Annotated in this window: 15 protein-coding genes; 6 read left to right on the top strand and 9 right to left on the bottom strand. The window is 72.7% G+C overall.

Going from position 1 to position 13,936, the window contains the following annotated elements:
- Positions 1–86 precede the first annotated feature (86 nt).
- The 3 genes from QWU11_RS29360 to QWU11_RS29350 all read right to left on the bottom strand — a co-directional run bounded on the left by QWU11_RS29360 (position 87) and on the right by QWU11_RS29350 (position 1,968).
- Complete coding sequence (locus QWU11_RS29360) at positions 87–716, bottom strand: hypothetical protein (RefSeq protein ID WP_290117692.1); 630 nt, start codon at positions 714–716, stop codon at positions 87–89.
- 89 nt (positions 717–805) lie between these two features.
- A complete protein-coding gene (locus QWU11_RS29355; protein ID WP_290117691.1) occupies positions 806–1,363 on the bottom strand; it encodes a hypothetical protein in 558 nt (185 codons plus the stop codon).
- Between the two features lie 188 nt (positions 1,364–1,551).
- Positions 1,552–1,968: an ArsI/CadI family heavy metal resistance metalloenzyme gene (locus QWU11_RS29350; RefSeq protein ID WP_290117690.1), complete on the bottom strand. Its 417-nt coding sequence runs from the start codon at positions 1,966–1,968 to the stop codon at positions 1,552–1,554.
- 77 nt (positions 1,969–2,045) lie between these two features.
- Between QWU11_RS29350 and QWU11_RS29345 the strand changes: the two genes are divergently transcribed.
- Together QWU11_RS29345 and QWU11_RS29340 are read left to right on the top strand one after the other, a co-directional pair.
- Positions 2,046–2,390 (top strand): metalloregulator ArsR/SmtB family transcription factor, encoded by a 345-nt coding sequence (locus QWU11_RS29345; RefSeq protein WP_290117689.1) that lies wholly within the window; start codon positions 2,046–2,048, stop codon positions 2,388–2,390.
- On the top strand, positions 2,387–2,887 hold the full coding sequence (locus tag QWU11_RS29340) for a hypothetical protein (protein WP_290117688.1): 501 nt from the start codon (positions 2,387–2,389) through the stop codon (positions 2,885–2,887). Before QWU11_RS29345 ends, QWU11_RS29340 begins: the two co-directional genes overlap by 4 nt.
- On the opposite strand, the gene QWU11_RS29335 is transcribed toward QWU11_RS29340, so the two are convergent.
- The 3 genes from QWU11_RS29335 to QWU11_RS29325 are packed head-to-tail and all read right to left on the bottom strand — an operon-like array spanning position 2,780 to position 5,741.
- Positions 2,780–4,510, bottom strand: coding sequence for an ABC transporter permease (locus QWU11_RS29335; RefSeq protein WP_290117687.1), 1,731 nt, complete (start codon positions 4,508–4,510; stop codon positions 2,780–2,782). The two genes, QWU11_RS29340 and QWU11_RS29335, sit on opposite strands and share 108 nt — an antisense overlap.
- Positions 4,510–5,232, bottom strand: a complete 723-nt coding sequence (locus tag QWU11_RS29330) for an ABC transporter ATP-binding protein (RefSeq protein ID WP_290117686.1) — start codon at positions 5,230–5,232, stop codon at positions 4,510–4,512. Before QWU11_RS29330 ends, QWU11_RS29335 begins: the two co-directional genes overlap by 1 nt.
- Positions 5,229–5,741 (bottom strand): PadR family transcriptional regulator, encoded by a 513-nt coding sequence (locus tag QWU11_RS29325; protein ID WP_290117685.1) that lies wholly within the window; start codon positions 5,739–5,741, stop codon positions 5,229–5,231. The genes QWU11_RS29330 and QWU11_RS29325 overlap by 4 nt, the downstream gene beginning before the upstream one ends.
- Positions 5,742–5,862: 121 nt before the next feature.
- Between QWU11_RS29325 and QWU11_RS29320 the strand changes: the two genes are divergently transcribed.
- Positions 5,863–6,744, top strand: coding sequence for an aminoglycoside phosphotransferase family protein (locus tag QWU11_RS29320; RefSeq protein WP_290117684.1), 882 nt, complete (start codon positions 5,863–5,865; stop codon positions 6,742–6,744).
- A 34-nt stretch (positions 6,745–6,778) separates the two neighbouring features.
- On the opposite strand, the gene QWU11_RS29315 is transcribed toward QWU11_RS29320, so the two are convergent.
- Positions 6,779–8,218: a carotenoid oxygenase family protein gene (locus QWU11_RS29315; protein ID WP_290117683.1), complete on the bottom strand. Its 1,440-nt coding sequence runs from the start codon at positions 8,216–8,218 to the stop codon at positions 6,779–6,781.
- A 52-nt stretch (positions 8,219–8,270) separates the two neighbouring features.
- On the opposite strand from QWU11_RS29315, the gene QWU11_RS29310 reads away from it, so the two are divergent.
- Both QWU11_RS29310 and QWU11_RS29305 read left to right on the top strand, forming a co-directional pair.
- Positions 8,271–8,906: a TetR/AcrR family transcriptional regulator gene (locus tag QWU11_RS29310; protein ID WP_290117682.1), complete on the top strand. Its 636-nt coding sequence runs from the start codon at positions 8,271–8,273 to the stop codon at positions 8,904–8,906.
- 68 nt (positions 8,907–8,974) lie between these two features.
- Positions 8,975–9,700, top strand: a complete 726-nt coding sequence (locus tag QWU11_RS29305; protein WP_290117681.1) for a hypothetical protein — start codon at positions 8,975–8,977, stop codon at positions 9,698–9,700.
- On the opposite strand, the gene QWU11_RS29300 is transcribed toward QWU11_RS29305, so the two are convergent.
- Both QWU11_RS29300 and QWU11_RS29295 read right to left on the bottom strand, forming a co-directional pair.
- Entirely contained in the window at positions 9,639–10,466 is an 828-nt protein-coding gene (locus QWU11_RS29300) for a rhomboid family intramembrane serine protease (protein WP_290117680.1), read from the bottom strand. The genes QWU11_RS29305 and QWU11_RS29300 overlap by 62 nt on opposite strands.
- 75 nt (positions 10,467–10,541) lie before the next feature.
- Complete coding sequence (locus QWU11_RS29295; RefSeq protein WP_290117679.1) at positions 10,542–10,964, bottom strand: gamma-glutamylcyclotransferase family protein; 423 nt, start codon at positions 10,962–10,964, stop codon at positions 10,542–10,544.
- Positions 10,965–11,017: 53 nt separating this feature from the next.
- On the opposite strand from QWU11_RS29295, the gene QWU11_RS29290 reads away from it, so the two are divergent.
- Entirely contained in the window at positions 11,018–13,888 is a 2,871-nt protein-coding gene (locus QWU11_RS29290) for a helix-turn-helix transcriptional regulator (RefSeq protein WP_290117678.1), read from the top strand.
- The last annotated feature ends 48 nt before the right edge of the window (positions 13,889–13,936 follow it).

Below are 13,936 nucleotides of genomic sequence, written 5' to 3'. Positions count from 1 at the left end.
CCGCAATCTGGAAGAAGAGCCGAACGACCGCCTCCATGTGATGTCCCACGCCTGGGGCGTCGCATCAGCATCACCGTCGGACCGGGTTACTGCCGGGCGGCGAGGAGGACCTTGGTGATCTCGGCGGGGGGTCTTGGGTAGACCGGCCTTACCTGGACGTTCCACACGGCGGTGCCGCCGTTGCCCGAAGTGTGGGCGCTGCTCGCGTAGTCGAGGTATCGGTACAGCTTGACGGCACGGGAGAGTTCGGTGACGCCGCCGGCGCCCGGCGTGTCGATCAGATGCTTGTACTCTCCCGCCAGTGACGCGCTCGGCATGCCCACCCAGGAAATGGCGACGAGTATCTCCGACTCGCCTATCTGAAGGTACGCGCGAGCCAGCCAGTCGCACGGGTGGCGTCTGAAGAACGCGCGTACCCTTCCGTAGGAGTTCGCCGCGCATTCGGTGTCGAGTTTCTTCGCCAGAACGGTCCGATATCCGGCGGCCGCGAGCGTCGTCTCCGACCGCCTGAAGCCGGCCTCGGCCACGGCGGGGATCGCCTGGACACGCGCCTGCTTCGGTGCATGGCCGCCCGGCGGTAAGGTCACCGCCACCACGGCGATTCCGCCGGCGGTGAAGGTCGCGGTCGCGGCCAGGCCGATCCGGCGTGGCGCGCTCCGCTGGTGGGCCCTTACCCAGGTTCCGTCCTTCCTGAAATACCCGCGCACATTCGTCATCGCCGTTCCCCGTCTATAAATCGGCGTCGAGAAGGCGACGATAACCGCGCGCCGAAGAGACCTCGGTGCGGTTTGACACACGTACGAAACTACTGCCGCGAGTCGGTGAGAATCGTGGCGACCAGGGTGTTCGGACGCGGGAAGACCGGCTTCACTTGAACGTTCCACACCGCGGTGCCGTCAATGCCGGACGAATGGGCACTTCCCGCATAATCGATCTTCCGATAGAGCTTCTTCTCACGGGAAAGCTCGGTGACGTTGCCGGCGCCGGGCGTGTCGACCAGCCGTTTGTAGGCCGCCGCCATCTCCTCGGTGGGCATCCCGACCCAGGAGATGGCGACCAGCACCTCGGAGTCGCCGATCTGCAGGTACGCGCGCGCCAGCCACTTACACGGATTGGCCACGAAGAAGTCGTGCACCCTGCCGTAGGATTTCGCGGCGCAGTCGGTGTCGAGCTTCGTTTCGGGCCTGGTCGTGAAGCCTCTGGCCGAGAGTCTGGCCTCGGCCTGCTTGAAGCCGGCCTGCGCGTCGGCCGGGACCGTGACCTTCGGCGAACGGCCACGGCTCGGCGGATTCGCCGGTTTCGCCCGGGCGGGTGTCGACGGGCCGGAGCTCGCGAAGGCGCCCGCCCCGACGACGACGCTCACCGCCACCCCCAGCAGCTTGGAGGGACTTTTCCTCCAGTAGCCCCTGACCCGGGTTCCGTCCTTCTTGATGTACGCGCGAACACTGGGCATCGGTCCCCCTTTCTCGGGGAACCGCTACTCAAACACTCCTCGCAGCCGGCCCGCGCGAAGATCGTCCGCCTGGCCGTACCCGGCCAGCGAGCGAGAGGTCAGCCCGGCGTCGCGCAGCAGCGGGAGCCGTCGGCGCTCTCCAGCGTGCCGGCGTCGGCCTTCACCGTGTAGACCTCCCAGGGCTCCCGGCCCGGCCCGTGGACCCAGACCTTGTCCTGGAGGGCGTAACAGCAGGACGTGTCGTTCTCCTCGAAGGTCGCCAGGCCCGCGTCCTGGAGGCGCCGGGTGGCGGCCGTGACCTGGCCGGAGTCCTCGACCTCGACGCCGAGGTGGTCCATGCGGGTCGCCTCGCCCGCCTCGCCCTCGATGAGGACGAGCTTCAGCGGCGGTTCGGCGATGGCGAAGTTGGCGTACCCCGGGCGGCGCTTGGCGGGCTCGGCGCCGAAGAGTCCGGCGTAGAAGGCGATCGAGCCCTCCAGGTCGGCGACGCGCAGAGCGAGCTGGACACGCGACATGAAACCCTCCTTGCTTAGATGAACTTCTAAGTAAGTCCAGTTTGCGCTCCCGCATAGACAGGTGTCAAATTAGAGGTATGTCGAATCAAGGCGGCTGCTGCGCCCCGCTCGCCGCCCGGCCGCTGGACGCGGCCGAGGCGGAAGAGCTCGCACCCCTGTTCAAGGCGCTCGCGGACCCGGTACGGCTGCGGCTGCTGTCGATGATCGGCTGCCACGAGGGCGGCGAGGCGTGCGTGTGCGACCTGACCGGCGCCTTCGCGCTGACCGCGCCGACCATCAGCCACCACCTGAAGGTGCTCAAGCAGGCCGGCCTGATCGACTCCGAACGACGCGGCACGTGGGTCTACTACTGGATCGAGCCGACCGCGCTGAGCCGCCTCTCGGCGATCCTCGGCCCCGGCGCGGGCCTGGTCACCGCGTGACCACGCCCGAGGTCCTGTTCGTCTGCGTGCACAACGCCGGCCGTTCGCAGATGGCCGCCGCCCTGCTGGACCACCACGCCGCCGGCCGCGTACGGGTCCGTTCCGCGGGCTCCGACCCGGCCGCGACCCTCAACCCGGCCGTCGTCGCCGCGATGGGCGAACTCGGCCTCGACCTGCGCCGGGAGTTCCCCAAGCCGCTGACCACCGAGGCCGTGCGGACCGCCGACGTCGTCATCACGATGGGCTGCGGCGACGTCTGCCCGGTCTCTCCCGGCAGGCGCCATCTCGACTGGGCGCTGGACGACCCGGCCGGTCGCCCCGTCGAGGAGGTCCGCGTCATCCGCGACGAGATCGACCGCCGGGTCCGCGCCCTCTTGACCGAACTCATGTCAGTCGGCGCTCAGGACCTCCACGATCGGCCGCCGGCAGACGGCGCGGATCGGCAGGGCGGTCAGGAGGGCCACGACCAGCAACGTTCCCGGGATGACGGCCGGTAGCTCGCCGTACGGGGTCACGGCGGTCCCCGACGCACCGCCGGCCGCGCGCGCGGCGGCGTAGACCAGCAGTCCCAGCGGGATGCCCAGGACCGCCGCACCGGTGGCGGGAAGGAGTTGCGCCGCCGACAGGCCCGCCGTGACCTGGCGCGGGGTCGCGCCGAGCGCCCGGGCCAGGCCGGTGAGGCGCCGTGCGTCGAGCGAGGTCGACCAGGCGATGAGGACGGCGTTCACGGCCGCGAGGATCAGCAGCGCCACCGTCAGGACGAACACGACCTGGCCCAGTTGCTCGGTCACCGGATTGCGGACGCCGGGCACGAAGTCCGGGCCGCTCGCCGTCGCGTCCTTGCGCGTGAGGTCGCCGTGCATCGCGATCGCCGCGACGACCATCGCCACGGTGATGGCCAGGCTCACCATCGCCAGGGCCGACCGGCGCGGACGGCGGGCCGCCAGCCGTACGCCCAGCAGGAACGGCACCGGCAGGCTCGCCGACAGCGCGATCAACGCCGGCGAGCGCCGGGGCGGCCTCGCCGGGCCGGACAGCGCCCGTACGGTGCTGGTCCGCGCGCCCCGGACCGCGGGAAACAGCGTCGCGGCGCACACCACCCCCACCGCGACGAGCGCGACCAGCAGCGCCGACGCGAGGCTCACCGAGGGACGGCCCGCGGCGAGCAGGCCGCTGCTCGGCCGTACGAGCCATGGCGCGAGCGCCCACCCCGCGACCAGGCCGCACGCCGTCGCGGCCAGGGCGAGGGCCACGTGCTCGGCGAGCAGGACCACGGCGACGAAGCGCGGCGTCGCGCCCACCGCCTTGAGCAGGCCGACCCGCCGCGTCTGGTCGGCGAGGCGTCCGCCGACGAGAACGGCCACACAGGCCACGGCGAGCAGCGCGAGCGCCCAGGTGCCGGTCAGCAGCGCGCCGTTCACCAGGCGCAGCTCGGCGGTGGCGTACGTGCCCATGTCCTGCCACGAACGCACGCCGGGGTGCGCGGCGGCGAAGGACGGCGCGGCGGCGGGGTCGGCGAGCCTCAGCGGCATGACCTGCGACGTCGGCCGGCCGAGACGGGGCAGGTCGGCCCGCGTCGTCCAGATGAGGCCGGGGGTGCTGGAGGGGTACGGCACGTGGGCGGAGGTGATCGCGATGCCGGCCACGCGGAACCGGTGGCCCGCCAGCACGACCTCCTCGCCCGGCCGTACGCCCAGCGCCCGGGCGAAGGCCCGCTCGAAGACGGCGCCGCCGCGTCGTACCCAGGTCCCGCCGGTGATCTGCGGCCGGTCGACCGCGCCCTCGGCGGCGTCCCGGCCCTGCACGGAGGCCTGGACCCGGACGCCGCGCACCCGCAGATCGGTGGACAGCGCGGGGTACGGCCCGGCCGTTCCGGTCACGCCGGGCGCGTGGGCCAGGGCCGCCAGCGGAGCCGTACGCCCGGAGGTCGCCACCGCGTCCGGGCCCGCCGTGGCGGCGCGCGTACGATCCCAGGGGCGTTCGGTCACGCCGCGTACGGCCAGGCCGACGGTCAGCGTGGTCGTCGTCGCGGCGATGGCGACGAGCAGCAGGACCGCCTCCGTACGGCGACGCCGCAGGTCGCGGAGGGCGAGGCGGGCCACCAGACCCAGGACGCCCATCAGCCCTCCATCCCGGCGAGGGCCCCGAGACCGCCGCCGCCGCTCAGCCGGGTCTGGCCGACGAGCATGCCGTCGCGCATGGTCAGGACCCGGTCGGCCGTCGCGGCGACGCGGGAGTCGTGGCTGACGATCACGAGGGTGTGCCCTTCGGAGCGCAGCGCGGCGAACAGCCGCAGCACGGCCGTCGTCGCCGCGCTGTCGAGGTTGCCGGTGGGCTCGTCGGCGAGGACGACGAGCGGGCGGCCGACGAGCGCGCGGGCGACCGCGACGCGCTGGCGCTGCCCGCCGGACAACGCAGCGGGCAGGTGGCCGGCGCGGTCGGCCAGGCCCACCCGTTCGAGGAGCGCGGCGGCCCGCTGCCGGGCCACGCGCCGGGGCGTCCCGGCCAGCAGCGCGGGCAGCTCGACGTTCTCCCGCGCGGTGAGCTCGTCGACCAGCTGGAACGCCTGGAAGACATAGCCGATCGCGTCCCTGCGGAGCCGGGTCAGCTCGGTCTCCGACATCCGGTCGAGGCGCCGGCCGGCCAGGTGCACCTCGCCGCCGCTGGGCCGTTCGAGCCCGCCGAGCATGTTGAGCAGCGTCGACTTGCCGCAGCCGCTCGCGCCGACGACGGCCACGGTCTCGCCCGCCTCGACCGCGAGGTCGAACCGGTCGACGGCGCGCACCAGCGCCGGCCCCCGGCCGTACTCCTTGCGCAGCCCCACGGCCCGCAGCACTGTCATGGTGTTCCCCTTCGATCCCAGTAGCGGGCGCAGGCGTCGAGCCAGCGCAGGTCGGCCTCCAGGCGGAGGACGACGCCGTCGAGCAGCAGCGCCGCCGCCGAACCGTCCGGCTCGGTGAGAGCGGCGCGCTGGACGTCGGCCAGCCGGCGCAGCAGCTCGCGGCGCTGGGCCTCGACGACGTCGACCGGGTCGGCCAGCCGGGCCGCCGCCGCGGCGACCAGCTTGAGGTGGAAGTCGGCCGGCTTGGCCCAGCTCATGTCGGCCAGCCAGGTCTGGACGCGCCGCTGGCCCTCCGCCGTCAGCGCGTAGACCTTCCGGTCCGGCCGGTCGGCCTGGCCGACGCGTTCGGCGGTGACCAGGCCGGACCGCTCCAGCCGGGTCAGCGTCACGTACACCTGGCCGGCGTTGAGCGCGTCTTGGAGCGGCCCCAGGGCCTCCTGGAGCCGGGCCCGCAGCTCGTAGCCGTGGGAGGGCTCCTTCGCCAGCAACGCGAGCAGGACGTCTTGCACTCGTGATCACCTCTAACCGTTAGACATATAGATAACGGCTAGCCATGTCGGTCGTCAAATGAGTGGACATCTCCTGGTGTGGCCGGATGTCATGGGCCCTCCATCCATCGAGGGAGTGTTCATGCGCCCAGGCGAGGTGCCCATCGACACCGCGCTCGTACGCCGCCTGGTCGCGGCGCAGTTCCCCCAGTGGACGGAACTGCCGGTCCGGCCGGTCGACGCCTCCGGCCTGGACAACGCGACGTACCGGCTGGGCGAGGACCTGTCCGTACGGCTGCCGCGTCTGCCCCGGTGGGTCGGGCAGGTCGCGCGGGAGCAGCGGTGGCTGCCGTGGCTGGCCCCGCGGTTGCCCCTGCCGATCCCGGTCCCGGTCGCGCGGGGCGAGCCCGGCGAGGGCTACCCGTTCCCGTGGTCGGTCCACCGGTGGCTGGACGGAGAGAACGCCACGGGTGACCGCATCGCCGATCCGCGTGCGGCGGCGGTCGAGCTGGCCGGGTTCCTCGCCGCGCTGCGGGGCATCGACGCGTCGGACGGGCCTCCGCCGGAGTGGAGCAACGGCTTCCGCGGCGTGCCCCTGGGCGACGAACGCGACTCCGCGACCGTGGAGACGCGCGTCCGTCCCCGGATCGCGGCACTGGAGGGCCTCGCCGACACCGAGGGCGTCACGGCCGTGTGGGAGGCCGCGCTCGCCGCCCCGGCGTGGACCGGGCCGCCCGTGTGGATCCACGGCGACCCGGCCCCTGCCAACCTCCTGGCGCGCGACGGCCGGCTGAGCGCGGTCATCGACTTCGGCACGCTGGCCGTGGGCGACCCGGCGTGCGACCTGATCGCGGCATGGACGTTCGTGCCGGCCGAGGCACGCGAGACCTTCCGCGCCGCGCTCGGAGTGGACGACGCGACCTGGGCCCGCGGCCGCGCCTGGGGCCTGACCGCGTGCCTGCCCTCCCCGGGCGAGGCCGGGCACCGCCTCGACGAGTTCGTCGCCGACCTCCGGAACGGTTAAGGCCTGTCGAAGTCCCGCTGCCCTCGAGACAGGCCTAAGCGGGGATCCAGTTGCCGTGGAAGCCGTGGGGGACGCGGTCGGGCAGGTGGATGGCGGCCACGGTCTCCAGGGTGGCGGCGTCGAGGATCATCAGGTCGCTGCGCCGGGTCGCCGCGTCGTACACGAAGCCCATCAGCACGCCGTCGTCCTCCGGCGCGTCCGCCGAGCGGGGTTCGAAGACGAACTCCCCGGTCTCCCGGCCCTTCCCCAGGCCGCGCGCCGTCGTCGTGCCGCGTACGAGGTCATGCCGGTACACCGCGTCCGACGGGGTCCCCTCCTCGTCCGCGATGCCGACCGCGTAGCCGTACCGGTGCCGGCGGCCGAGCCGGCGCTCGTCGATCCGCGGGAACTCCTGGGCCCGGTCGTCCAGCGTCTCCTCCCGTACCTTTCCGCCCTCGACCGTCCACCGGGCCAGCGTGGGCAGGCTGTCGGAGGCGCCGTGCAGGTTCTGGTCGAAGACCCTCTCGTGGCGGACCACCTCCAGCACGACCGCGTCGCCCTCCTCGTACGCGTTGAGCGGGTGGAAGACGTAGCACGGCTCCACCTCGTACCACCGCACGTCGGAAGCGTCGCCCGTACGCGGCATGATGCCGATGCGTGCGGGATAGTCCGGGTTCCACCGGTAGGGCATCTGGCTGTTCCCGGGGACCTTCCGGCCGACGATCGCGCTGATCGGGTCGGGGATGCGGATCTTTCCGATGAGCGCGGACATGACGAGCTGGGCCGGGCCGCGCATCAGACGCGGCGTGCTCGTCCGTACGGCCGGGGCCGTGTCGAACGTCACCGGCAGGTCGTAGAAGACGACATACGACTCGGTGAGGGAGAAGTCATGCATCATCGGGCTGCCGGTGACCTGGACGTCGACCGTACGGCGCAGGTGCCCCTCGGCGTCGATCACCGAGTAGCGGACGCGGTCGCCCCAGCCGAAGAAGTACGACACGGCGTGCAGTTCGCCGGTCTCCGGGTCGCGCTGCGGATGGGCGGTGAAGCCGCCGGGCATCGTGCCGTCGAAGTCGCACGGCCCGACCGTGTCCAGTTCGTCGGAGAGTTCGTAGTTGGCCGCCCCGGCCTCGACCAGCGCGAGCGTACGGCCGGCGTGGCCGATCACATTGGTGTTGGCGCTCAGGCTCTGGATCGGCGCGCTCGAGGGACGCAGGTCGTACGGCTCGCCGAGGGTGGCGGCGATGTGCTCCGAGCGCACCCAGCGGTTGCGGTACCACTCGGCCCGGCCGTCGCGGATGCGTACGCCGTGCACCATGCCGTCACCCATGAACCAGTGGTACGCGCCGGGATCGACCTCGGCGGCCGGATTGGGCCCGTTGCGCAGGTATCTGCCGTCCAGATGCCCGGGGATCGTCCCCGTCACGTCCAGGTCGGTGATCGTGTGCTCCTGGCGGACCGGCGCGAAGTTCCCCTCAAGGTACGGATTGCGCACGACATCCTCCCTATAACGTTGTTATGGATAGGAATAACATTGTTATGGTTGAATGGCAAGAGTGAAGGAACCCGCGATCCGGCTACTGGAGACCGCGATCCGGCTGCTGTCCGAGGCCGGCCCCGAGAGCCTGCAGGCACGCCGGCTGGCGGCGGAGTCGGGCATGTCGACCATGGCCGTCTACACGCACTTCGGCGGAATGCCCCAGCTGATCCGGGCGATCGCGCGGGAGGGCTTCATCCGCCTGGGCCGCCGCCTGGAGTCGTCGCCGCACGGCGACGATCCCGTCGCCGACCTGCTCGACCTGGGCCTGGCCTATCGCGATCACGCCGTGGAGAACCCGCAGCTCTACCGCCTGATGTTCGGCGTGACCGCCACCGCCGGCAACCGGCTGGCGGACGACCTGCCGGAGGGCGAGGCGGCGTTCGCCCACCTCGTCAAGGCGGTGACCCGGATCATCGAGTCCGGCCGAGCCCGCGAGGAGGACCCGGCACGCGCGGCGGCCCAGATCTGGAGCGCCATCCACGGGTACGTGCTGCTGGAGATCGCGGGCTACTTCGGCGGAGACGGCGTCGAGCAGATCCTCCTGCCACTGGGCATGAAGCTCGCGACCGGCGCCGGCGACACCGCTGAGGCCGCCGCCCGCTCCGCCGCCGAGGTCACCGCTCACCGCACGCGCCGGCCGTGACCCCAGACCGCTATCGTCCGACGGACGCCGGCCCGGCGTCCGGTCGCGAGCGAGTGGGAGAGCGCGGTATGGCGATCAGGATCAGGCTCCGCACCGAAGCGACGACCCGTGCCCGGCTCGGCGAGAAGGTTCTGAACGAACTGCGCACGCAGCTACGGCCGGTGGACTGCCAGACCTGCGGCCGGCGGTTCCGCCGATGGCAGACCCCCGCACTCGCGGTCTACGCCGACGGGCCGGTGGCGATCGCGTTAATCCATCACGGCCGCTGCCATCCGGCCGGCTGGCACGACGAGCCGTACCGGTCGCCGGGCGGTGTGCCGCACCTGACCTGGCGGGCCGGGGCCTTCACGCTGCCGGCCGAGGTGGCACCCGCTCTGCTCACTGACGATGTGCCGTTCTTCCTGGTCAATCCGGCGTACGAGGCGATGCCCCTGCACCGCGACGACGACGGCGCATGGCGGATGGCCACGCAGGACATCTTCCGGGCCTCTGGTTTCGCGCACGGCCTCACGACGCTCACCTCGACCACGCCGACGCCCGAGCTCACCGCCCGCATCGACGGGGAACGGATCTCCGTCACCGTCGGCACCCCGGCCCGCCATGAGTGGCCGAACATCACGATCCCCCCGTCCACCGCCGACCTCGCACGGTCCCGCGGCTCGATCCTCGTCGGCGTCACCACCCTCCTCGACGCCAACGGCCCCCTGCCGTTGGACGACCTCCTGGTACTGATCACACTGAATCTGCTGGCGGTCGGCGTCGCCGCACTCCCGGAACCCACCCCGGCGACGTGAGCCGGGCGGGCCGTTCTCCCGCCGGCCGCTGGTCGTCCTCGATCCCGGGCAGTACGGCGAAAGAGGTGAGCCGCCGAAGCGAACGGTCGTGACCAGTCGCCGAACCCGACGGCACGGCCCCGTGGACGCCGGCGCGTGCAGGACGGGTCAGGAGGGTCGCGAGGGTCAGGCCGGCCAGTAGTGCGGCGCCGTGGAGGTTCTCGGCGGCCGTCAACGTCACGCCGGTCGCCAATGCCGCCGCGGCCGTCCAGCGCGGGGCTCGGCCTCTCGTCAGCAGGCCGGCCACCACCCCCAGCACGACCAGCGGAGACCAGAAGTACGCCAGCAGCGCGCCGCACCAGACCAGCAGTACGCCCGGGCCGAGCGACGGCACCCGTTTCGCGTCCGACCACAGCGCCACCGCCACGACGCCCGCCAGGCCGCAGATCGCCACCGAGTTTCCCGCCCCGTACGGCTGCCAGCCGTAACCCGCGAACTCCCCCACCAGGCCCGTGCCGAAGTAGCACAACAGCCAGCGCGGCCGGGAGGTGAGCTGTTCGGCGATGGCGCCGATCACGACCAGGAACGCCAGGTTGGACACCGTCCCGGCCACGCCGCCGTCCTGGCCGGACAAGGCGGTGACCGTACGCCACCAGTCGCCGTGCAGCCCGGCCGGTGAACGCTCCATGCGTCCCAGCAGGCCGTGCACGGCGAACAGCAGGAGGTTCGCCGTCAGGGTGACGCCGAAGACCGCCGCCGTGACGAAGGGGAACCGTCGCAGAGTCATGGCTCCGAGTCTCCGGCTCGTGCGGCCGGCGCGGCAGAGCCATCGATCCACGGCCGGACAGGACGAATGTCCCGGCTAGCCGTACGCGCGGCGCCACTCCCGGCACGCGCCGGTGAAGCCGTCCAGATGCCGGAGGGTGAAGTCGTCCGGCGACCAGTCAGACGGCAGCCCGGTCGTACCGTCGCGGGTCAGGTACGCCCACCCCGCGCGGCCGCCCACCAAGGAGACGCGTTCCAGCGAATAGAAGGAGTCCTCGTACGCGTCGATGACCTGCCACTCCTCCGCCGTCAGGCCGGAGATCAGGATTCCGCCCGCCGCGCCCGGGCCCGGGACCAGCACCGGATACACGCGCCCGTCCAGCGCGGCGACCCGCCAGCCCGGGGCGATGGCCGGCGAGTGCTCCGGCACCCGGCCCAGCAGCGCCTCCAGGACGTCGGGGAACCGCAGCGTGCCGTACGCGAACAGGTCCGCCGGCAGGTCCGGCATCGTATGCGGCATGCCGCACAGGATATTGAGTCTGTTTTGTCCGACCTTGATGGCATCCTGAACCTGTGCCGAATCAGCAGGGGATCAGCGCGGTCATGGTCGGCCGCTCCAGTGAGCTGGCTTTTCTCGACGCCGCCCTGCGGGACACCCCGGCCGCGCTGCTCGTCGGAGGCGAGGCGGGGGTCGGCAAGACCCGGCTGATCCGGGAGTTCCTCGACAATGCGCGGCGTAAGACGCCCGGCCTGCGGGTCCTCATCGGCGGGTGCCTGCAGATCAGTTCCGAGGGCCTGCCGTTCGCGCCGTTCAGCGCGGTGCTCCGCGGGCTCGTGCGCGAGATCGGCGTCGACGGCGTCACGGCGCTCCTGCCCGGCGGCAACCCCGGCGGGCTGGCCCGGCTGCTGCCGGAGTTCGGCGAGCCGGACACCGAGGCGGCCACCACCGAGGCACGTACGCGATTGTTCGACCACGTCCTGCTGCTGTTCGAGCGGCTGACCGAGGAGACGCCCGCCGTCCTGGTGATCGAGGACGCCCACTGGGCCGAACGATCGACCCGCGACCTGCTCAGCTACATGATCCGCAACCTGCCGCCGGGCCTGCTGGTGATCGTCACCTATCGCTCCGACGAACTGCACCGCAGCCATCCGCTGCGGCCGCTGCTCGCCGAGCTCGACCGGGCCGGCTGGGTGCGCCGCCTCGACCTCGACCGGCTCCCCCGGCGCGCCGTCGCCCAGCAGGCGCGCGGCATCCTCGGGCGTGACCCCGCCGCGCGGCTCCTCGATGAGGTGTACGAGCGCAGCGAGGGCAATCCGCTGTTCGTGGAGGCCCTGCTCGGCCGCGACGGCGAGATCAACTGCGAGCTTCCCGAGTCGCTCCGTGACTTGATCCTGGGCAGCGTGCAGCGGCTGCCCGAGGAGACCCAGGAGATCCTCCGCGTGGCCAGCGCGGGCGGCGACCGGGTCGAGCACGCGCTGCTGGCCGCGGTCAGCGGGCTGGACGACACCGGGCTGACCCGGGTGCTGCGGCCCGCCGTCGCGGCGAACGTCCTGGTCGTGGACGGCGAGGCGTACGCCTTCCGGCACGCGCTCATGCGTGAGGCGATCCACGGCGACCTGCTGCCCGGCGAGCACACCCGTACGCACACGCGGTTCGCCGAGGCGCTGGAGGGCGACCCGGCGCTCGTGCCGCCGGGTCGTGCCGCCGCCGAGCTGGCCCACCACTGGTACTCCGCGCACGACATGACCTGGGCGCTCGTCAGCGCCTGGCAGGCGGCGCAGGTGGCCAAGGAGGCGACCGCCTACACCGAGTGGCTGCGCATGATCGACCGTGTCCTCACGCTGTGGGACCGGGTGCCCGACGCGGCCGAGCGGCTCGGCGTCGGCCACTCCGACGTGCTGGAAAAGGCGATCGAGGCCGCCGACCTCGCGGGCGAGACCGAGCGCGGTGTGGCCTTCGCCAAGGAGGCGCTCAAGGAGATCGACGACCCGCTGTGCGCCGCAGGCGTACTCGAGCAGCGCGGCCGGCTCAAGATCCGGCTCGGCCACCGTACGGCGCTGGACGACCTGCGCGAGGCCGCCCGTCTCGTACCCGTCGACCCGCCCAGCGTCACCCGCGCCCGCGTGCTGTCCACGCTGGCGCAGCACCTCTACCTGCTGCCGAACGGCGCGGACGAGGGGCGGGCGCTGGCCGCCGAGGCGCTGGAGGTGGCCCGCGAGTCCGGCGACGCCACGGTCGAGGCGCACGCGCTCACCACGATCGCCGCCTGCGACTTCACCGAGACCGACAGCGAACGCCACCTGGAGCTCCTGGCCGAGGCGGCCGAGGTCTACCGGCGCGGCGCCGACGACTCCGCGATGCTGCGCGTGGCGACCAACGAGTCCCACGTCCTGGAGAGCATCGGCGAGCACGAACGCGCCATCGAGACCGCCCAGCGCGGCATCGCCCTGGCGCGCAAGCACGGCCAGGCCCGCACGTCCGGCGCGTTCCTCACGATCAACGTGACCGAGCCGCTGCACGCGCTGGGCCGCTGGGACGAGGTCCTGGAGATGACCGAACACGCGCTGGAGCTGTCGCCGCCGCCGCTCACCCGCGCCTCTCTCCACTACGCGCTCGGCGACATCGCGCTCAACCGCGGCGACCTCGTCGCCGCCGCACGCGCGGCCGCCGCGCTCGACGCCGTCCTGGCACCGACGTTCTCCCGTACCCAGGAGCTCTTCCCCTCCGTACGGCTCCGGCTCGACCTGCGGGTGGCCGAGGGTGATCTCACCGGGGCGCTCGACGTCGTGGAGCAGGTGGTCACCGAGCTGCATCCGTCGGTCAACGCCCGGTACGGCTGGCCGCTGATCGCCGCGGCGGCGCACGCCTGCGCCGAGGCGCCCGGCGAGCGTTCGGCCCGGCTGCTGGGCCTACTGCGCGACGAGGCGGAGAAGATGCCCGCGCGCGGGCGGCCCCAGCTCGCGCGCCGTCTCGTGTTCGAGGCGGAGGCCGACCGCGCCGAAGGCATCTCCGAGCAGGCACGATGGGACGAGGTCGCCGCCGCCTGGGAGGACCTGAGCGAGCCGCACCCGCTGTCGTACGCGCTGTGGCGGGCCGCGAGCGCCGCGGCCGACCGCGAGGAGGCCGCCGTACGCCTGCGGCGCGCCGCCGAGCTGGCCGGCGGCCTGGGCGCCCGGCCGCTGCGGGAGCGCATCGAGGCGTCCGCCCGGCGGGCCCGCGTCCCGCTCGGCGGCCTGGCCGGCGGCCACTCGCTCGGCCTGACCCCGCGCGAGCGCGAGGTGCTCCGCCTGGTGGCGGACGGCCGCAGCAACCGCGAGATCGCCGGCGAGCTGTTCATCTCGGCCAAGACCGCCAGCGTGCACGTCTCCAACATCCTGGCCAAGCTGGAGGTGACGAGCCGGGGCGAGGCCGCCGCGACGGCGCACAGGATGGGCCTGGTCTGACCGGACCGCGAGGTCCGGGAGTACCCACGACCGGCCTCCCTGCCGACC

Origin of the sequence: Actinomadura sp. DC4 (assembly GCF_030406325.1) — a bacterium.
GTDB lineage: Bacteria > Actinomycetota > Actinomycetes > Streptosporangiales > Streptosporangiaceae > Actinoallomurus.
This window is presented reverse-complemented; position numbering and strand designations above follow the sequence as displayed.